This window comes from Hyalangium sp. (assembly GCF_035629615.1).
Taxonomy (GTDB): domain Bacteria; phylum Myxococcota; class Myxococcia; order Myxococcales; family Myxococcaceae; genus Hyalangium.
Window position 1 is genome coordinate 1 of record NZ_DASPHO010000572.1, and the last position, 20,911, is coordinate 20,911.

At 68.3% G+C, this 20,911-nt stretch carries 13 protein-coding genes; all 13 read left to right on the forward strand.

Annotation, left to right across the window (positions count from 1 at the left end):
• Positions 1 to 169: 169 nt before the first annotated feature.
• Complete coding sequence (locus VD972_RS29005) at positions 170 to 1,432, forward strand: Hsp70 family protein (protein ID WP_324992004.1); 1,263 nt, start codon at positions 170 to 172, stop codon at positions 1,430 to 1,432.
• Between the two features lie 164 nt (positions 1,433 to 1,596).
• Complete coding sequence (locus VD972_RS29010; protein WP_324992005.1) at positions 1,597 to 3,126, forward strand: poly-gamma-glutamate hydrolase family protein; 1,530 nt, start codon at positions 1,597 to 1,599, stop codon at positions 3,124 to 3,126.
• A gap of 276 nt (positions 3,127 to 3,402) precedes the next feature.
• The gene (gene mxcK, locus VD972_RS29015; protein WP_324992006.1) at positions 3,403 to 4,626 is read left to right on the forward strand and encodes a myxochelin export MFS transporter MxcK; all 1,224 of its coding nucleotides are present in this window, start codon (positions 3,403 to 3,405) and stop codon (positions 4,624 to 4,626) included.
• A 55-nt stretch (positions 4,627 to 4,681) separates the two neighbouring features.
• Positions 4,682 to 5,959: a myxochelin B biosynthesis transaminase MxcL gene (gene mxcL / locus VD972_RS29020; protein ID WP_324992007.1), complete on the forward strand. Its 1,278-nt coding sequence runs from the start codon at positions 4,682 to 4,684 to the stop codon at positions 5,957 to 5,959.
• A gap of 15 nt (positions 5,960 to 5,974) precedes the next feature.
• On the forward strand, positions 5,975 to 6,751 hold the full coding sequence (locus VD972_RS29025) for a 2,3-dihydro-2,3-dihydroxybenzoate dehydrogenase (RefSeq protein ID WP_324992008.1): 777 nt from the start codon (positions 5,975 to 5,977) through the stop codon (positions 6,749 to 6,751).
• 36 nt (positions 6,752 to 6,787) lie between these two features.
• A complete protein-coding gene (gene dhbC, locus VD972_RS29030; protein ID WP_324992009.1) occupies positions 6,788 to 8,014 on the forward strand; it encodes an isochorismate synthase DhbC in 1,227 nt (408 codons plus the stop codon).
• Positions 8,011 to 9,675 carry a (2,3-dihydroxybenzoyl)adenylate synthase gene (locus VD972_RS29035; RefSeq protein WP_324992010.1) on the forward strand — a complete coding sequence of 555 codons (1,665 nt, stop codon included), beginning with the start codon at positions 8,011 to 8,013 and terminating at the stop codon, positions 9,673 to 9,675. The genes dhbC and VD972_RS29035 overlap by 4 nt, the downstream gene beginning before the upstream one ends.
• A 13-nt stretch (positions 9,676 to 9,688) precedes the next feature.
• Positions 9,689 to 10,618, forward strand: coding sequence for an isochorismatase family protein (locus tag VD972_RS29040; protein ID WP_324992011.1), 930 nt, complete (start codon positions 9,689 to 9,691; stop codon positions 10,616 to 10,618).
• Positions 10,619 to 10,677: 59 nt separating this feature from the next.
• Positions 10,678 to 15,093 (forward strand): myxochelin non-ribosomal peptide synthetase MxcG, encoded by a 4,416-nt coding sequence (gene mxcG, locus VD972_RS29045; protein WP_324992012.1) that lies wholly within the window; start codon positions 10,678 to 10,680, stop codon positions 15,091 to 15,093.
• Between the two features lie 14 nt (positions 15,094 to 15,107).
• Complete coding sequence (locus tag VD972_RS29050) at positions 15,108 to 16,481, forward strand: class II 3-deoxy-7-phosphoheptulonate synthase (protein WP_324992013.1); 1,374 nt, start codon at positions 15,108 to 15,110, stop codon at positions 16,479 to 16,481.
• Positions 16,482 to 16,537: 56 nt separating this feature from the next.
• The gene (mxcH, locus tag VD972_RS29055; RefSeq protein ID WP_324992014.1) at positions 16,538 to 18,817 is read left to right on the forward strand and encodes a TonB-dependent siderophore myxochelin receptor MxcH; all 2,280 of its coding nucleotides are present in this window, start codon (positions 16,538 to 16,540) and stop codon (positions 18,815 to 18,817) included.
• An 86-nt stretch (positions 18,818 to 18,903) separates the two neighbouring features.
• On the forward strand, positions 18,904 to 20,130 hold the full coding sequence (locus VD972_RS29060) for a hypothetical protein (protein WP_324992015.1): 1,227 nt from the start codon (positions 18,904 to 18,906) through the stop codon (positions 20,128 to 20,130).
• Between the two features lie 22 nt (positions 20,131 to 20,152).
• Positions 20,153 to 20,911, forward strand: a 759-nt coding sequence (locus tag VD972_RS29065) for a hypothetical protein (protein ID WP_324992016.1), incomplete at its 3' end; no start/stop codon positions are given.

The following is a 20,911-nucleotide window of genomic DNA, read 5'->3' on the forward strand; positions in this document are numbered from 1 at the left end:
CATCCTCCGCAATCAGCTCGCCAGGAGGAACACCCTGTTCCCTCCGCGCTACTACTACTGGTCCGTGCTGACGCGGAAGCGCGGGCAGATCGAGCGCGACTTCATGCAGCACCGGGGCCAGCTCGGGTTCTGCCAGCCAGAGGCCACAATCCAGTAGGATGGCACCGCGATGACCCAGGCTCCGACCCACGTCACCGACTGTCCGCTCGATCGTGTCCGCCCTCCAGATCCCTCCACGCGCAGTGTCGGACCCGTCATTGCCATCGATCTGGGCACCACGAACTGCCGCGTCGCCGCCATCCACCAGGGAAATCCCGTCTGCATCCCCTCGGAGCGCATGGAGGGGGCGCCGGCCGTCGTTGCCCTGGGGCCTGGAGGCCGGATCCTCACGGGCCATCCTGCACGCGGGCAGCAGGCCGCCAACCCCGCGCTGGCGGTGTGGGGCATCAAGGGCCTGATCTCCGCGCCCTATGGCGACCGGAAGGTGAAGTGGCTGTACGACCAGCTCCGCTGCAAGGTGGTCCGAGGCAGCGATGGGCTGCCCGCGGTGGTGCTCGGGGACCGGACCTTCTCCGCGCAGCAGCTGGCGGCGCTGATCTTCATCGAGGCGCGCGAGCGGGCGCAGAACTTCCTGCGCCAGCCCGTCCACCGTGCGGTGCTCACCCTGCCGCCGTTCCGGAAGGATGACCCGCTGCCGCAGACGATGACCGCGGCGGCCGCGCTGGCCGGGCTGCACGTCGAGCGCAACATCTCCGAGACCACGGCTGTGGCGCTGGGGGCCTTCTCGCGGCGGCGGGGCAAGCCGGAGCGTACGGCCATGGTGTGCGCCTGGGGCGGAGGCAGCTTCCAGGCCTCGCTCGTGCGCTATGCGGCGCGGCAGTGCCAGGTGCTCAGCTCGGAGGGCAACGTGGCCCTGTGCGGCGCCGAGCTGGACAAGCGCGTGCTGGATCTGCTGATGCGCAAGCTGCCCTCGGGGGTGAGGGTGGCCGGGGACGCGAACAACCCCGCGGCCCTCTACCGCGTGGCGGGCGCCGCCGAGTTCGCGAAGATCCAGCTCTCCGAGCAGACGGAGGCGCGCGTGCGCGTGCCCTTCGCCGTCACCCAAGGCAGCCAGCTCGGGGACTTCGACGTGGTCCTCACCCGAAGAGAGCTGGAGGAGCTGGCCAAGCCCCTGATCGACTCGGGCCTGAAGATGTGCGAGCAGGTGCTGGAGCAGAGGTCGATGTTCCCCGGCGACGTGGACGAGGTGCTGCTGGTGGGCGAGCAGTGCCGGATGCCGCTGTTCCGGCAGCGCATCGAGCAGTTCTTCGTCCAAGTGCCTACCTACCTGGACGAGCCCGGGCTCTCCGTGGTGCTCGGGGCGTCGCGGCTGAGCACCTCTGCCAGCACCCCGCCGCCCTCCAGCTCTGGAGCGCCCCCCGCGCGGCGCTAGCGGAGCTGCACGGGCGCAGCTGACATAGGCAAAAGCTATGGCAGCCATAGCCTCCCCTGGCGTTTCGCGCTGGGGAGGCGCTCGCTATTCATTTGCGCGCCTTCGATGAACTCCTGTCGAGGCATCGGGGGGCTCGTGCATTCGCACGCTGAAAGGAACCTGCCATGTCTGGCTTTCGCACCGTGATCCACATCTTGGTCTTCTCCATCCTCGGCGTCTGTGGGCTGTCCGCCTGCACCGAAGCCGGCCAGACCCCCTCCGCCCATCCCGTGGCGGGGGTGGCCTTGCCGCTGACCTTCAGCAGCGTCAGCTTCGAGGAATCGAGCAACGTCCCCAAAGAGCACTGCCGCTTCACCGCCGCCCGTCGCGACACGTTCGGTGCGGGCCGCCAGGTGCTCATCCACACGGGCTCGACGCTGCCGAGCCAGACCACGGGCTTGTGCACCGTGGATGAGGGGGAGCACACGGGCAACGACAGCCTGGTGCTCGTGCACGAGGACATCATCACCGGCGCGCTGGAGGCCGCCGCGGGCACGGTGGTGAGCGGGTCGGTCACCAACGAGCACCCCCTCGCCAGCGCCGAGGGCTTCGTCGCCGAGCCTCTCACTCCGCTGGCCACTCGCATCTCCAACGGCGTAGGACTGGGCGAGTACTGGAGGCTCCCCGCGGCGCCCGCGGTGCCGACCGTGGCCTGGGCCGCGCCCCACGGCGGCGAGATCGAGCCGGGGACGGACGAGGAGCTCGCTGCTCTGAACATCAGCGCGACGGACACCCGCAACGCGTACTGGGGGGTGATCGGCGACATGGAGCCCAATGGTGCGGCCGACCACTGGCACATCACCGCGGGTGATGTCTCCGAGTTCAGCTTCGAGGGGCTGCAGCGGCTGCGGGCCCACAGCTACACCTACGCCGTGTCCTTCCACGGGTTCACCAACTCGCAGATCCCCGAGCCGGTGCTGGTGGGCGGGGCTGAGGCGCTCGAGTTCCGTCAGTCGGTGGCGAGCGTCCTCGAGCACGAGGTGCGCGTGCGGCACAACGGCACCTTCCTCGATGCGCTGGCCATGGATCTGCGCGACTGCGATGCCAACTCCAACCACGCGAGCTGCAAGTACAAGAAGTACGGGGGCCGTGACGAGGACAACTTCGTCAATGAGCTGCCCACCTCGGGGCGGGGGCTGCAGCTCGAGCAGACGACCACGGCCCGGAATACGTACGGCGGCACCCTGGCGCGCGGTGTGAAGTCGGTGCTGGATTGCCTCCTGGATGCTCCGGACCGGGCGTTCCAGAACTCCAACCCGGCCGCGACGAGCATGAGCGTGGACGACACGGGGCTCATTCTCACGACGGGGGCTTGCCCATACTTCGTGGGGGAGCTGGAGGTGCTCCATGGGGCCGCGCAGCGCTGGGCCTTCCGCACCTCGGTCTCCTGCGGGACGGGGAGCTGCACCGGGCTCCTCGGCCGCGTCGACGCCTACGGCAACAACGCGGATGGAACGTGGACGTGGGTGGGTGGCGGGGAGCTCTCGTCCACGATCGTGTCGGGCAGCAGCCGGCTCGTGAGTGACACCACCCTGGATCACCCGGCCAGCACCTCGCGGCGCTACCGCTTCGTGGTGAGGGCCTCGAACAAGGTCAGTCCTCCCGCGGCTCCGGTCCTGCAGCGAGGCATCTCCGTCACCGGCACGCTCCAGTAATCCAGCTCGCGGCGGCCTCCACGTCGCCAACCCGGTGAGGCAGACGCCTCCTGTCCGAAGAGGGCAGGGGGCGTTTTTCTTGGAGTCGCGACCACCGCGGGGCCCACGCGGAGGCGCTCTCGGGTTCTCGCCCGCTCGCACAACCCGTGAGGCCTCCTCTTGACAGGACGCGCAGGGCATGTCAGATCCGAGAACGATAATGATAACCATTCTCAATTCGTTGGCGCACGTCGGGGTGTGCCGCCGCTTTGGTCGCGCTGCCCGCAGGAGAGGGCCGTGACGACCTCCTCCCTGCCGAGGCACGAGCGTTCTCTGCTCTGGCTCCTGGCCGCCGTTCAGTTCAGCCACGTCCTGGACTTCATGATTGTGATGCCGCTGGGGCCGGAGCTCATGCGGCGGTTTGGCCTCTCGGCCGCGCAGTTCGGGGCGCTGGTCTCGGCGTACACGCTGGCCTCGGCGGCGATGGGCCTGCTGGGCGGGTTCTGGCTGGATCGGTTCGATCGGAAGCGCGCGCTGTTGCTGCTCTATGCGGGGTTCATCGCCGCCACGCTGGCGTGCGGAGCGGCGTGGACTCACGGGGGGTTGCTCCTGGCCCGAGCGGTGGCAGGCGCCTGCGCGGGGCTGATGGGGGCCGTCGTCATGGCCATCATCGGCGATGTGGTGCCCGTTGAGCGCCGTGGCCGTGCCATCGGCACCGTGATGACGGCGTACGGTCTGTCCGCGGTGGCGGGAGTGCCGCTGGGCCTGGGACTCGCCAATGTTCTGGGCTGGCGAGCGCCGTTCTGGGCGATCTGTGTGCTCGCGGGCACCGTGTGGCTCTGCCTGCTGAGAGCCATGCCTGCGGTCGATCGTCACCGGGCTGAGTCCCAAGGAGGCAGCGGCGGTGCTTCGCTCGCGCCGGTCTGGACGTCGGGCCTGGCGTTGGGCTGGCTGCTGACCTTTGGGGTGGTGTTCTCCGGTTTCCTGCTGATCCCGTACCTGAGCGCCTACATGGTGGGGAATCTAGGCCTGGGCATGGCCGAGCTCCCGTGGGTGTACCTGTGCGGCGGCGCGGCGACGCTGCTGAGCTCGCGCGGGATTGGCTACCTGACCGACCGTCACGGGGCGGCCCGGGTCCTGGCATGGCTGCTGGTCGGCACGGTGGGCCCGTATCTGGTGTTCACGCGGCTGGCGCCCTCGCCACTGCCCGTGGTGACCGGGGTCTTCGTCCTGTTCATGACCCTGACCTCCGGCCGGCAGATTCCCACCATCGCCCTCATCGCGGCTCGAGTGCCGCCAGCGCTGCGCGGGCGCTACATGGCCGTCAACATGGCGGCGAGCGATGGCGCCTCCGGACTCGCGGCGTGGGCGAGCGGGATGCTGATCGCGGCCGCTCCGAATGGCGCGCTGATCGGCTTTGGCCAGGTGGGTTGGATCGCGGTGGGGGTCACGCTCCTGGCGCTCTGGACTCTGTGGGTGCTCGGGCGAAGCGCCGCCCGGCTGAGCGCCGCACCGGCCTGAGCGCTCTTCTCCGTCTTCTTGGTGCAACGCAGTCATCGATGACAAAGGACGCACGATGGATACGCCGACAAGGAAGCACCCGTCTCTGCCCATCCCCATCCAGGGAGAGATGAGGCTCGATCGCTCGAACCACCTGCTGGCCGAAGCCAGCAGGCTGGTCCCCGGCGTCACCCAGTCGATGATGAAGCGGCCGGAGCAGTTCGCTCCCGGCGCCTTCCCGGTCTTCCTCGCCAAGGGGCAGGGCGCGCTGGTGGCCGATGTCGATGGCCAGCAATACATCGACTTCATCTGCGGGCTCGGAGCCAACATGCTCGGCCACAATCATCCCGCGGTCGTGGAGTCCATCCGCCAGCACCTGGAGGAGGGCGTCCTCCACTCCCTGCCTACGCCCGTGGAGGTCAGCGCCGCGCAGGTGCTGGTCGACATCATCCCCGGCGCGGAGATGGTGCGCTTCTTCAAGACCGGAGCGGATGCCACCTCGGCTGCGGTGAGGCTGGCGCGCCACATCACCCGCAAGGAGCGCATCATCACGGTGGGCTACAACGGTTGGCACGATCACTTCATGTTCGACACACCCGGCGTCCCCGCCGCGCTGGCCCAGCACACGCTGCGCATGCCGCTCTTCACCGAGCCGGACGAGGCTGCGCTGCTGGCCAGCATCGAGCAGAACGGCCGGCAGCTCGCGATGGTGCTGCTGTCGGTGCCCTACAACCGCTGCCTGAGCCGTGAGTTCATGCAGCAGCTGCGCGCCACCTGCACCGCGCATGAGGTGCTCCTGGTGCTGGACGAGGTGGTCACGGGCTTCCGCCTGGCCTTGGGAGGCGCACAGGAGTTCTTCGGCGTGAAGGCCGACTTCGTCTGCGTGTCCAAGGCCCTTGCCGCAGGGATGCCGCTCTCGGCAGTGGCCGGGCCGGCCAAGCACCTGTGCAGGCTCGCTGAGCTGCAGGTGTCGACCACGTTTGGTGGGGAGCTGCTGTCGCTGGCGGTGTGCGAGGCCGTGCTCACCGAGTACCGCAAGGGCAACTACATCCAGCACATCACGGCCCTGGGCCAGCGGCTCCGCACTGGCATCAACGCCAGGGCCGAGCGAGTCGGCTCTTCGCTGCGTGTGAGCGGCTACGATTCCATTCCCTTCTTCAGCTTCTCCAAGCACCCCGCGGACCACGTCCGGCTGATGCTGCCGTTCCAGGGCGGCATGGCTCGCCGCGGTGTCCTGCTGCGCCGCGACCTCAACTTCATCTGCGCGCCCCATACCGAGGAACAGATCGATCACACGATCGACATGGCCGAGGAAGTGATGCGCACGCTCGCCATGACCGCCGGCACGGTCTGATCGGAGGGGGATCAGATGCGAACGACCCAGAAGGTGGCCCTGGTGACAGGGGCCGCGCAGGGCATCGGAGCGGCCGTGGCGCGTGTGCTGGCTGAAGGCGCGTCGATCGCGGCGCTCGACATCCAGGGGGAGGGGTTGGCCTCACTGGTGGCGGAGCTGCGCGAGCGTGGGGGCCGCGCCGCCGCCTTTCGAGCCGATGTGAGCGACAGCGCCTCGGTCGAGAGGGTCGTCGAGGCAGTCGAGCGAGAGCTGGGACCGATCGACATCCTGGTCAACGTGGCCGGTGTGCTCCGAGTCGCTCCAGCCGTGTCGCTCACTGACGAGGACTGGACGGTCACCTTCGCGGTCAACACCCTGGGGGTGTTCCATGTCTCCCGAGCTGTCGCCAGACGCATGGTGCCGCGCCGGTCCGGCGCCATCGTCACCGTGGGCTCGAACGCCGCGGGCGTGCCGCGGATGCAGATGGCCGCCTACTCTGCCTCCAAGGCCGCGTCGACCATGTTCACCAAGTGCCTGGGGCTGGAGCTGGCCCAGGACAACATCCGCTGCAACGTGGTGTCTCCCGGCTCGACCGACACCCCCATGCAGCGCGCGCTGTGGGCCGACGAGCACGGGGCGCAGGCAGTGATCGCAGGCTCGCCCGAGTCCTTCCGTCTGGGCATTCCGCTGCGCCGGCTGGCCACTCCAGCGGACGTCGCCGAGGCCGTGGCCTTCCTCGTCTCCGACCGGGCGCGCCACATCACCATGCACGATCTGTATGTCGACGGCGGCGCGACCTTGGGTGCTAATTGATAACCATTATCATTGTCAATATCAATGGCGGCGATCATGACTGAACATTCCGTAGGGCCTCAGAGGCTGGCTGCGCAGCTGCTCGAGAGCTACGAGGCCGGCTCATCATTCTTCTTTGCCTCGCCCCGGCGCACGTTGTTGGCGCGCGGCACGTTCGCCACCGTTCCACACCCGGGAGGCGCGAACTCGCTGGAGCGCCTGCCTCAGCGCGTGGCGGAGGTGCTCAGCAAGGTGAGGGACGCCGACCACGATATTCCCGTGGCGGTCGGGGCGGTGCCCTTCGACGGCAGGGTCTCCGCCCAGCTGGTGGTGCCGATGACGATCCAGCGGGCAGGGCCGCTGGTGTTCGAGACGGCCGCTCCCGCTCAGCTCCCGCCGGTGGCGCGGTACACGGTCCAGCCCGTACCCGAGCCCTCCGCCTATCTCCACGGGGTGGTGCAGGCATTGAAGCTGATGCAAAGCGGTCCGCTGCGCAAGGTGGTGCTGTCCCGGTCGCTGCATCTCAGCGCCGCCACGCCGATCGACCTGCGAGAGCTGCTGCGCAACCTGGCTCGGCGTAACGCCACCGGCTACACCTTCGCGGCGGATCTGCCTCCGCAGCCCACCGCCGCGGGTGGGGCCGGGACGCGCACCCTGATCGGGGCCAGCCCGGAGCTGCTGGTCTCGCGAGCAGGGCTGCAGGTGCTCGCCAACCCCCTGGCGGGCTCGGTGCCGCGCAGCGCCGATCCGATCGAAGATCAAGCACGGGCCGCCGCTCTGTTGACGTCGACCAAGGATCTTCACGAGCACGCCGTGGTGATCGAGGCAGTCGTGAAGGCCCTGCGTCCGTACTGCAAGACACTGGAGGTCCCTCCTGGGCCGTCGCTTGGCAGCACGCCCACCCTGTGGCATCTGTCGAGCCGGATCACCGGCGAGCTGGCGGACCCGTCGATCACATCGCTCGCGCTGGCCGTCGCGCTGCACCCCACGCCCGCGGTGTGCGGCTACCCGACCGAGCTGGCCCAGGAGGCCATCGGCTCGATCGAGTCATTTCAGCGTGGCTTCTACACAGGCACGGTGGGCTGGTGCGATGCGAACGGCGACGGCCAGTGGGCCGTGACCATCCGCTGCGCCGAGGCCTTCGAGCGATCGCTGCGGTTGTTCGCGGGGGCGGGGATCGTGATCGGCTCCAAGCCTGAGTCCGAGCTTGCTGAGACCGAGGCGAAGTTCCGCACCATGCTCCAGGCAATGGGGCTGGGCCAGGGCGTGGAGGTGCAGCCGTGAGCGCTGCGGACCTTCAGCAGGAAGTGATCCCACTGCCCGGCTGCCCCTCCTGGCCCGAGGCGTTTGCCACGCGCTACCGGCAGGCCGGCTACTGGCGGGGAGAGACCTTCGGGCAGATGCTCCGCGAGCGGGCCGAGCGCCACGGTGAGCGCACCGCGCTCGTCGCCGGGGCAGAGCGCTGGAGCTACCGCGAGCTGGACGCGCGAGTGGACAGGCTGGCCGCTGGGTTCTGGGCCCTGGGCATCAGGCCTCGGGATCGAGTAGTGGTCCAGCTGCCCAACATCGCCGCCTTCTTCGAGGTGTGCTTCGCCCTATTCCGGCTGGGAGCGCTGCCGGTGTTCGCGCTTCCAGCGCACCGCAGTGCGGAGATCGGCTACTTCTGCGAGTTCACCGAGGCGGTCGCCTACATCATCCCTGGCAGGCACGCTGGCTTCGATTACCGCACGCTGGCCGAGAAGGTCCGCCAGAAGGTGCCGACCCTGCGGCAGGTGATTGTCGTCGGCGAGGCTGGCCCATTTATCTCGCTGGAAGGGCTGTACGCCGCCGCTCCACTGACGCTGCCGGAACCCCGTGCAAGCGACGTGGCCTTCTTCCAGCTGTCGGGCGGGAGCACCGGTGCTCCCAAGCTCATTCCGCGCACCCACGACGACTACCTCTACAGCCTTCGCGCGAGCGCCGAGATCTGCCAGCTTGATGGGACGAGCGTGTACCTGTGCGCCTTGCCAGCCGCGCACAACTTCCCTCTCAGCTCGCCGGGTGTGCTGGGCACCCTGTACGCGGGTGGCACGGCGGTGCTGGCGCTGCACCCCAGCCCTGAAGAGGCATTCCCGTTGATCGAGCGAGAGCGCGTCACGATCACCGCGCTGGTGCCTCCGCTGGCGATGGTCTGGCTGGAGGCCGCCAAGGCCCGGCGCCACGACCTGTCGAGCCTGCGCGTGCTGCAGGTCGGAGGGGCCCGGCTCAGCGAAGAGATTGCCCGGCGGGTGCGCCCGACGCTGGGCTGCACGCTCCAGCAGGTCTACGGAATGGCCGAGGGACTGGTCAACTACACCCGGTTCGGGGATCCCGAGGAGCTCATCGCCACCACTCAGGGCAGGCCCATCTCTCCCGACGATGAGCTTCGCGTGGTCGACGAGGAAGGTCGCGAAGTGGCCCCAGGGGAGATCGGTCAGCTCCTGACGCGAGGCCCCTACACCATCCGCGGCTACTACAACGCCGAGGCTCACAACGCGCGGGCCTTCACTCCCGACGGGTTCTACTGCACCGGCGATCTGGTGCGGGTGACTCCAGAGGGCTACCTGGTGGTGGAGGGGCGCGCGAAGGATCAGATCAACCGCGGCGGTGACAAGGTCGCGGCGGAGGAGATCGAGAACCACCTGCTGGCCCATCCTGTCGTCCAGGATGCAGCGGTGGTGGCCCTCCCGGATCCGTTCCTCGGCGAGCGCACCTGCGCGTTCGTCATCCCCCGCGGAGCGCCACCGCCTCCGGCCACGCTCACCACGTTCCTTCGTGAGCGGGGGCTCGCGGCCTACAAGATCCCGGATCGGGTCGAGTTCGTCACCGCGTTCCCCCAGACCGCCGTCGGCAAGGTCAGCAAGAAGGCCCTGCGCGAGGCGCTCATGCCCCCTCCCCGCAACGCTGCTGTCACACCCTCGAGGTGAACGGAGTCACTCCATGGCGCTTCCCTCCATTGCCCCTTATCCCATGCCCGGCGCCGCCGACCTTCCCAAGAACAAGGTGTCGTGGCTCCCCGAACCTCGGCGTGCGGTGCTGCTCATTCACGACATGCAGCGCTACTTCGTGGAGGCCTTCACGAGCGGCAAGTCGCCCGTGACGGAGCTGCTGGCAAACATCCGGCTGCTGCGGCAGCACTGCTCCGCGCTGGGCATTCCGGTGGTGTACTCGGCCCAGCCCGGCGGGCAGACACCCGAGCAGCGAGGCCTTCTGCTGGACTTCTGGGGGCCCGGCATCAACGGGGGGCTGCACCAGAAGCAGATTGTCGACGCGCTGACTCCGGAGGCAGGTGACGTCCTCCTCACCAAGTGGCGCTACAGCGCGTTTCGCAAGACGGGGCTGCTGGACTTCCTGCGCGATCAAGGGCGCGACCAGCTGATCATCTGCGGGATCTACGCCCACATTGGCTGCCTTCAGACTGCCAGCGATGCCTTCATGAACGATGTGCAACCCTTCCTGGTCGCCGATGCGCTGGGCGACTTCTCGTGGAACCATCACCAGCTGGCGCTGAACTACGCGGCGCAGCTGTGCGCGGTCACCACCACGGCGCAGCAGATCATCGATGAGCTGCGGCCACGAACAGCACAGGGGAGCCTGAGCCGCCAGCAGCTCCGCGCCGATGTCGCCGAGGTGCTGCTCGAGCCTCCATCGGCCATCGGCGATGACGACAACCTGCTCGAGAGAGGGCTCGACTCGATCAGGCTCATGAGCCTGGTCGAGCGCTGGCGGAGCGCCGGTGCGGAGCTCACCTTCGTGGAGCTGGCCGAGCGTCCCACACTCACCGATTGGTACGTGCTGCTGTTCTCGGGCGCACGGCCACCCGAGGGAGCGGTGGCGGCGCCTCGGAGTGATTCACACCCCTCGTCGTAGCCGGCAGAGCGCGGGGCCTCCTCCGCGCCGGGCACTTTTCCCCTGAGGTAGTGCGAGCGATGAGCGATTCACAGGATGCCTACTGGCCGCTGTCGGCAGCCCAGCACGGAATCTGGCTGGGCCAGCAGCTCGATCTCCAGAGCCCGGTGTACAACGCTGGCGAGTGCATCGAGATACGCGGCGCCGTCGACCCGGCGCTGTTCGAGGCTGCGGTGCGGCAGGCCGTCCGAGAGGCCGAGGTGCTGCATGCGCGCTTCGTGTCCGTCGCGGACGGACCCAAGCAGCTCCTAGGGCAGGAGCTGGACTGGGCCCTGCACGTGGCCGACCTTAGCGGGACTCCCGATCCGTGGGAGACCGCGCAGGCGTGGATGAGGGAGGATCTGGCTCGGACGGTCGACCTCAGCCGAGGCCCGCTCTTCGCCGAGGCGCTGTTCAAGGCCGCTCCCGAGCGCTTCTTTTGGTACCAGCGTGTCCACCATATCGCCCTGGATGGGTATGGCTTCTCGCTCCTGGCGCGGCGCGTGGCAGAGCACTACACCGCGCTGGCCTCCGGGCGGCCGACCACGGGCGGGTTCGGCCCGCTGCGCTCTGTGCTGGCCGAGGATGCGGCCTACCAGGCTGGGGAGCACTCTGCGCTCGACCGAGCCTTCTGGCTGGAGCGCTTCGCGGACCGTCCTACGCCGGTGACCCTGGCGGAACCTGCACCCATGTCGGCCAGCTTCGTTCGTCACACAAGCTTCCTGCCTCCCGATGACGTGGAGCGACTGACGGCGAGCGCGCGCCAAGCCCACCTGAGCTGGCCTGACCTCGTGCTGGCGGCCACGGCCGCGTGGCTGCACCGGCAGACTCATGCGTCAGAGGTGGTGCTCGGCCTTCCGGTGATGTCCCGGCTCGGCTCGGCCGCGCTGCGGGTGCCGTGCATGGCGATGAACATCGTGCCGCTGCGCGTGCAGGTGCCGCCAGATGCCGGGCTGTTCGAGCTGGGCCGGGGGATCGCCTCAGAGCTTCGAGCCATCCGCCCTCATTTGCGCTACCGCTATGAGCAGCTCCGCCGTGATCTGCGGTTGGTCGGTGGGCAGCGCCGGTTGTTTGGCCCGGTGGTCAACATCATGCCCTTCGACTACGCGCTGCGCTTCGCTGGCATGCCGGCCATCGCGCACAACATCTCCGCAGGGCCGGTCGAGGATCTCTCGATCGGCCTGTACGCCAGGTCCGATGGCGGCGGCCTGCGGATTGACTTCGATGCGAATCCGGCCTGCTACCGCGCCGATGCGCTGGACACCCTCCAGCGCGACTTCCTCCAGCTCATGGAGTCGCTGGTCAGTGCTCCCGAGCAGGCGATTCGCCGGGCCGCCACCTTCCATCACCCGTCACCCATCCTCAACGGGGGGCCACTGCCCATTCCAGTGCGCCCGGTGTTGGAGCTGCTCACCGAGCGCGTTGCCGAGCAGCCAGAGGCGATCGCGGTGGAGCACGCCTCTCACTGTCTGACCTACCGCGAGTTGATCCAGGCCGCACGCACGCTGGCGGACCGGCTCATCGCTGAGGGCGTGCAGCCCGATACTGTCGTGGCGGTAATGGTGCCGCGGGGCGTCGACGCGATCGTGGCAAGCCTGGGAGTGCTGTTCTCCGGAGCTGGGTACTTGCCGCTGGATCCACTCGGCCCCTCTACCAGGAACACGGCGATCCTCGACGACGCAGCGCCCGCGCTCATCATCTCCTCCACAGCCAACGCCCCTCCGGGGGAGCCGGGGCACCTGATCGTGGGGAGGAGCGAGCGCACCGTGCCGGAGGTGTCAGCCGCACGAGCCGAGGCTCCAGACCTCATGTCTCGGGCCGCGCGGACGGCGGATGAGCACCTGGCATATGTCATCTACACTTCTGGATCGACCGGCCAGCCCAATGGCGTGCAGATCTCCCGGGGCGCGCTGGCCCACTTCGTGGCAGGGGCGACGCAGCGCTACGGCCTTCGCCGCGAGGACCGGGTGTTGCAGTTCGCGCCGCTCCACTTCGACGCCAGTGTCGAGGAGATCTTCCTGACCCTGTGCGCTGGCGCGAGGCTGGTGGTGCGGACCGATGAGATGCTCCAGTCAGTGCCGCGGCTGCTCGAGGCCTGCGCCGAGCGTGGCATCACCGTGCTGGATCTGCCCACGGCGTTCTGGCACGAGCTGGCCTATAGCGTCTCGACTGGCGCGGCCCGCCTGCCTTCCTCTGTTCGTACCGTGATCATCGGAGGGGAAGCCGCGCTGCCTGAGCGGGTCGCGCGTTGGCGGGCCACCGTTGGGCCTGAGGTGCAGCTGCTCAACACCTACGGCCCCACCGAAGCGACCGTGGTCGCCACCGTCGCCACCCTCAGTGGTGAGGAAGAGACCGGGTCCGCTGATGAGGAGGTGCCCATCGGCCGTCCGCTTCCAGGAGTGGGTGCGGTGCTCATGGACGAGCGCGGGGGGCTCGCTGCTCCGGGGCTCGAGGGCGAGCTGTGCCTGGTGGGTGGCGGCCTCGCTCGAGGCTACCTGGGGCGTCCGGAGCTAGACGCGGCGCGCTTCATCATGCTCGAGCAGCTGCCCAACCGTCCCCGCGCCTACCGCACGGGTGACAAGGTCCGGCTGCGTGAGGATGGACAGCTGGTGTTCGTCGGCCGCGTCGATGACGAGTTCAAGATCAGCGGCCATCGGATTGACCCGGCCGAGGTCGAGACCGTGCTGCTGGGCCATGCGGGTGTGCGCGAGGCTGCTGTGGTCGGACAAGTGCTGCCAGGCGGAGCTCGGCGGCTGTGCGCGCACGTCGTCGCCGAGACGCCCGTTCCATCGGCGGCGGAGCTCCGCCGCTACCTGCTGACAGAGCTGCCGGCGGCCATGGTGCCTGGCGTCTTCGTCTTCTCCGAGCGCCTGCCACGGACCAGCTCCGGCAAGATTGATCGGACCGAGCTGCGCCGTGCACTCCCCGAAGGAGAAGCTGCCCCGGCCGCTGCGGCCTCCACCGAGCTCGAGCGGATGGTGCTCCAAGTGTGGGAGCAGGTTCTGGGAATGAGCGTCATGTCGGCGCAGGACGACTTCTTCGAGCTGGGCGGGCAGTCACTCCAGACCATCCAGGTGGCCAACAGGCTGAGCGTCGCGCTAGGCCGAGAGGTCCCCGTCGCCATGGTCTTCCGGCACCCCACGGCCGCCGGGCTGGCGCAGGCACTGGAGCGTGGCGTGGAGGCAGGGGCGGGGAGTGGAGGGCTCACCCCCACCATGCTCTCTGATGCCGAGCTGCCCGAAGAAGTGGTCCCACGCCCCAAGGCGGACGGTCAGGCTCTGGAGTCCCATGGACCTCGCGCCACGAGCCACGGGACGCCCACTCCGCTGCGTCAGGTTCTGTTGACCGGTGCCACGGGATTCGTCGGCGCGCACCTGCTCGGCCAGCTTCTGAGGCAGACCGGGACACGGGTTGTCTGCCCGGTGCGCGCTCGGGACGAGGCGCATGCGATGGAGCGGATTCGCGCGGCCCTGGTGGCCCAGCGTCTGCCCACCGAGGGCCTCGCTGAGCGCGTGCTGGCACTCCCGGCCGACCTGGCGCAGCCGTCGCTGGGACTGAGTACCGCTCGGTTCCATGGGCTGGCCGCCGAGTGCGACGCGATCTACCACAACGCCGCGGTGGTCAGCGTCGTGCGCGAGTACGGCAGCCTGCAGGCGGTCAACGTCCGCGGGACCCGAGAGCTCCTGCGACTGTCCGCCGCCGTGCACCCCAAGCCCCTGCACTACGTCTCGACGCTGGCGGTGGCACCGCAGGCGAACCTCAGCCCCGAGGTGCCCGAGGACTTCGTTGTGCCTCACGCGGGGCTGCGCGACGGATATCAGCAGAGCAAGTGGGTGGCAGAGAGGCTGGTCCAGCAGGCGGCTGAGCGCGGGCTGCCAGTGGCGGTCTACAGGCTGGGCCGGGTCGTGGGTGCTCCTGACAGCGGCATCGTCAACCCGCAGGATCTGGTCTGGCGCATCCTGCTGGCCGGGATCCCCGTGGGCGCGCTGCCCCAGCTCGACGTGGGCGAGGTCTGGACGCCGGTGGACTTCGTGGCGCGGGCGCTCGTGCGGCTCTCACTGGCGCCACAGCCCGGCGCGGTCTTCAACGTCACGCCCACACCGGAGGTGAGGCTGCCCCAGCTCTTCGGCTGGGTGCGTGACTACGGCTACCCGGTCGAGCTGTACCCGGTCCCCGAGTGGCGCGCTCGCGTGGCGGCAGGGGAGGGCAGCGCGGACAAGCGCACCACGCTGGCGTTCTTCGATCTGCGCAAGGGCTCGGCCGAGCCCGCCTTTGGCCTGGGCCCCATCCGCTGTGAGCGGCTGAAGCAGGCGCTGGCCGACAGCGGGATCTCCTGCCCGCCAACCGATCGCCGGCTGCTGTACCGCTACCTGGACTACTGCGTGGAGCAGGGACTCCTTCCGAGGCCCTCTGAGAGCAGGAAAGACCCACAGGACGACTCCGAGTCCTCACCTTGAAATGGCGTGCCGCGATGATCCGAGATTGGACCCCCCGTTCCTGGCGAGTCAGGCCTGTCCAACAGCTTCCGGACGACTATCCGGATCCTCGCGCGCTCGCCCGCGCTGAGCACGAGCTGTCGCGGCTGCCTCCGCTGGTGTTCCCGGCCGAGGTCTGTCGCCTGACGACCGCGCTCGGCCAGGTGGCTGAAGGCAAGGCGTTCCTGCTGCAAGGAGGGGACTGCGCCGAGAGCTTCAAGGAGTTCACGATTGACAACATCCGCGACGCCTTCCGGCTCATCCTCCAGATGGCGGTGGTGCTGACCTTCGCGGGCGGCCGTCCGGTGGTGAAGGTCGGCCGCATCGCCGGCCAGTTCGCCAAGCCGCGCTCCAGCCCCGTGGAGACGCTCGGCGGAGTCACTCTGCCGGCCTATCGCGGCGACATCATCAACGGCATGGACTTCAATCCCCTCGAGCGCACGCCCGATCCGAAGCGGCTGCTCCGGGCCTATCACCAGTCGTCGGCCACGCTGAACCTCCTGCGCGCCCTCTCGCAGGGAGGCTACGCGGACCTCTGCAACATCCACCAGTGGACCCTCGGCTTCATCGGGGGCAGCCCGCAGGGCGATCGCTACCGCAGGCTGGCGGACAAGATCATCGAGTCCCTGGGCTTCTTGCGCGCCCTCAGCATCAACCCCGATCCGCAGGCCGGCCTGAGCCAGGTCGACTTCTTTACCAGCCATGAGGCCCTGCTCCTGAACGTCGAAGAAGCCATGACACGGACCGACCCGGCCTCGGGCCACTGGTACGACACCTCTGCCCACACGCTGTGGATCGGCGAGCGCACGCGCCAGCTCGACGGAGGCCACGTGGAGTTCATGCGTGGAATCCAGAATCCCATCGGCCTCAAGTGCGGTCCTACCCTGGAGCCGGACGAGCTGCTGCGGCTGATCGACGTGCTGAACCCCGAGGGCATCCCCGGCCGGCTGACGCTCATCGGCCGCTTCGGAGCGGACAAGGCCGCTGAGTGTCTGCCCAGGCTCATGGCCGCCACCCGGCGCGACGGCCGCCCCGTGATCTGGTCGATCGATCCGATGCACGGCAACACGCTCAAGGCGAGCAACGGCTACAAGACCCGCCCCTTCGATCGCATCCTGTTGGAGGTGAAGGCCTTCATCCAGGTGGCCGCTGCGGAGGGCGTCCATCCGGGAGGCCTCCACCTCGAGATGACCGGACAGAACGTCACCGAGTGCCTGGGCGGTGCTCAGGCCGTCACAGAGGATGACCTCTCCAGCCGCTACCACACCCACTGCGATCCACGCCTCAACGCAGACCAGGCGCTCCAACTCGCCTTCCTCGTCGCGGAGAAGCTCCAGGCGCTGCGAACGCCCGAGGCCCGAGCCGCCTGATCCCGAAGCCTTCTTGACAGGACCGGCCGAGCCCCTGTAGCAAGGCGCAAATGAAAATGATAACCATTTTCATAATCGTTTTTTCCTCCTGGCACCGTGCCAGCCGGAGCGCTCGTAGCCTGTGTGTCGCAGCCCTGGCTGCGGGGCTGCTGGGAGCCGGCCTGTCCCACGCGCAAGAGGGCCAGCCAGGGGCATCGCAGGCGGAGACGAAGGCGGACTCTGAGAGCGCGCCTGCCAAGGAGCCTGCCGAGGAGCCTGCCGAGGAGCCTGACTTCGAGGAGACCATCGAGGTCACCGTCCAAGGCAAGTCCGAGGCGGAGCACATCCGCCAGTCCGCCGAGTCGGTGCAGGTCGTCGAGACCGAGCAGAGCCAGCGCGAGGCCGCCGACATGGGCACGGTCCTGGCTCGCACGGAAGGGGTCGGGGTGCGCCGTTCAGGAGGGCTCGGCAGCCGCGCGAGCTTCTCGCTCGGCGGATTCACGGATGAGCAGATCCGTTTCTTCCTGGACGGCATTCCATTGGAGCTGGCGGGCTTCGGGCTCGGCATCGCCAACGTCCCCGTCAACCTGATCGATCGGGTCGAGATCTACCAAGGTGTCGTGCCGAGCCGCTTCGGGGCGGATGCGCTGGGAGGCGCGGTCCAGCTCGTCACCGACCAGGATCCTCGCAAAAAGGGGCTCTCCGCTTCCTACGAGTTCGGATCCTACGGCACGCATCGCCTCACGGCGGGCGGCAAGTACTTCCACGAGCCCATGAGGCTCCTTGTCCGGGCCAATGGCTTCTTCGATCGCACGGTGAACGACTACTCCGTGGATGTCGAGGCTGCTGACGAGCAGGGACGCGTCACGCCCGCTCGTGTCAATCGCTTCCATGACGGTTACCGGGCGGTGGGTGGCGGGATCGAGGCGGGCGTGATCGATCGGCCCTGGGCCAGCCTCCTGCTCGTTCGGGCGTTCATGAGCCAGTACGACAAGGACATCCAGCACAGCGTCACCATGGATGTGCCGTACGGCGAGGTGAGCTCCGCGGAGATGTCGGCGGGCGCCACCCTTCGCTTCGAGCAGAGCTACTCCCGGGGGGTGTCGGTCGACGCGGTCGCCGGGTACACATGGCGCAGGACGAGCTTCACGGACCTGGGCACGTGCGCCTACGACTGGTTCGGCCGCTGCGTCGCGCAGCTCCCGCAGCCCGGCGAGACCGAGGCCCGTGCCATCGATCGGTTCGTGGGGCAGCACGTCGGCTTCGCGCGGCTCCACCTGGGATGGGACATCGCAGGTCCCGGGATCTTCCGCCTCTCGCTCGCGCCGACGTTCGTGAGCCGGACCGGCGAGGATCGCAGCTTGCGCGCCCTTCAGATGCCCGATCCGCTCCTGGGTGACCGCAACATGTTCTCGTGGGTCGGCGGTCTCGAGTTCGAGTTCGACAGCCCGGATGACCGGCTCGAGAACATCGCCTTCGCCAAAGTCTACGTGCAGCGGGCTCGCTCGGAGAAGCTCCTGCCAGCGGGGAGCTTTGCAGGGGTGGGATTGGACGCTCGCAGGGCAGGCATCGGCGACAGCCTTCGGTACCGCCTGTCCCCGGAGATCTACGCCAAGGCCTCCTACGAGTGGGCCGCGCGCCTGCCACGGCCGGACGAGATCTTCGGCGATGGGATCCTCATCAGCGAGAACCTCGAGATCCAGCCTGAGAACAGCCACAACCTCAACCTGGGGCTCACGCTCGACACCCCCGAGACAGCGCGCGGGACGTTCCGCGCCAGCGTACTGGGGTTCGGACGGCTCGCGGACCAGCTCATCGTCCTCATTGGCCGGGAGAGCTACTTCACCCACCTGAATGTCTTCGCGGCTCGCTCCCTGGGGGGCACTGGCGCCGTCGGGTGGACCTCCCCGGGACAGCACTTCGCCATCGACGGCAATGTCACCTGGCAGGACTTCCGCAACATCTCCGATCAGGGCCAGTTCGGAGCCTTCGATGGGCAGCGGATCCCGAACCGTCCCTACCTGCAAGCCAACGGCAGCGCCCGCTTCCAGCTGGGCCGCCTGATGAGCTCACGAGACGAGCTCTCGCTCACGTGGCATGCGCGCTATGTCCACTCCTTCTTCCGGGCCTGGGAAGGGCTGGGACAGAAGGACTCCAAGCAGGTGGTGCCGACCCAGTTCCTGCAGTCGGTGGCGCTCACCTACGTCACCCGGCCCTCTCAGACCACGCTGAGCTGGACGGTCGACGTGCAGAACCTGACCGATGCACGCGCGTTCGACTTCTTCGGCGTCCAGCGCCCCGGGCGCAGCATCTTCGCCAAGCTCACGGTGGATCTCCTGGGCGAGGACAGCCCATGAGTCCGGAGCACCCGAGACACGACCCCGAGACGGCAGCACGACACGCACCAGAAACAGGACACATGAACACCCGAAAGGAACCTCGCATGAAGCTCGCAGCCCCCCTTCGCTCACTGCGCTTTATCGCCACGGCGCTCGCCCTCCCACTCATGGCAGGCTGCGGGGAGGACGATCCCGGGCCGGTCGATCCCCCGCCCGCGACGGCGCTGTATGCCATCACCACGCGCGTGAGCACGGGCGACGCGACGCAGAGCTACGTCATCCTGACGGACACGGTGGACTCTTCCGAGGCGCTGAAGCTGGATGGCGCCATCGAGATCCCGGGGGGCGCGCTCGGGGTCGGTGTTGCGAAGTCGGGCGCGCTCTTCGTTGGGAGTACATCGGCTCCCACGGTCACCCGCTACAACCTGACGACGAAGGGAAGCCTGGAGAAGGTGGGCACCGTGAGCTTCCAGAACCAGGGCGCGTCCTCGATCGGCGAGTATCAGCACCAGTTCCAGTTCGTGTCGGAGACCAAGGCGTACTACTTCGATGGGACATCGGCGAAGGCCGTCATCTGGAACCCCACCGACATGACGGTCACGGGGAGCATCGATCTCAGCGGGCTCGTCATTCAAGGGGCGCGCCTGACCTTTGCCACGCTGCCGTTCCGTGTCGGCGACCTGATCCTCATGCCCGTGGGCTGGCGCCCGTCCGCGGGCATCGGCATCACGAAGCAGGCGGCCGTTGTCATCGTCGACACGAAGACCGATACGGCGACGATCGCGAAGGACGATCGGTGCGGTTACGTGCGAGATGGCGTCCTGGGACCGGATGGGCAGGTCTACCTGGCGACGGAGGTCTACGGCTCGGCGGTGCGCCGGGTCGCGGGGGGCGACACGCCGGTGCCCTGCCTGCTCCGGTTGAATCCTCAGACCCGTGCCTTTGATTCTTCGTTCTTCCGGGAGCTCAGCGCGCTCGTCAACGGTGGGACCGCTGGCTCGCTGCTCCCTGGCCCCCAGGGCACGGCCTATCTGCGCGTCCTCGATGAGAGCCAATTCGAAGTGAAGCAGGACACGCACCCCCGGGTGCTGGCGAGCGCGTCCGCGTGGAAGTGGTGGCAGCTCCGGCTCGACACCCTGACGGCCACTCCCGTCGACGGGCTCCCGTCGACCTCGGGCAGCAGCTTCCTCTTCGAGGTGGGCAATCGGACCCTCTTCACGGAGTTCACCAACGGCTCCTCGACAACGAACCTGCGCGAGCTGACCGATCGCAGCGGAAAGGTGACGGCCTCCATGCCAGGCATGGCTTTCTCCTACCTGCAGGTTCGCTGACCCTCCAGGTCTCTCCACGCCCATGTCCAACGATCTCGAAGGCCTCTCGCCGCAGCCCGCTACTGCGGCCCGCGCCCCGAAGCGCTACCCCATGGTGATGAAGGTCGTCCGCCGGGTGCACATGTACCTGGGGCTGCTGCTCTTTCCCTGGCTGATGGTCTTCGGGATCAGCGGCATGCTCTTCAACCACCCCAACCTCGGCGAAGAGGTGACGATTCGGGAGCTTCCCCGAGAGCAGCTCCACGCGCTCACGGGGCTGGAGCCCAGGGAGGCCAGCGCGATCGCCACCGAGGTCGTCTCGCAGCTGAACGCACAGGGGGGCGGCGCTGGCGAGACGTATTGGCTCGATCCCGGCTTCGAGAGCCAGTTCTCAGGCTTCACGGTCCTGACGGCGCCGGGCGCGGGGGTGAACCACATCCTGATCGTGGATCTGAGCGATGGCACCGCGGAGCTGGCCACGCGCAGCACTGCGTCACCGCAGCCTCGGGAGACGGCCCCCTTCGCGGGGGCCAGCGTCCCCTTGGCGGACCACTCCATGGCCGTGATCGAGTCCCAGGTGGCCCCGCTCCTGACGAAGCTGGACATCCAGGCGAAGACGCCCCTCCGGGCAAGCCCTCGCGGCGCACCCGAGGTCCGGTTCCGGATGGCCGACTCGAAGCAGCGGGTATGGAACGTGACGTACAACCTGGGCTCGGGCCGCATGAATGGCAGGCTCGCCGAGGACTCGCCGAAGCTCGGCTTCAATGAGCTGCTGACCCGGCTGCACACGACGCACCACTAC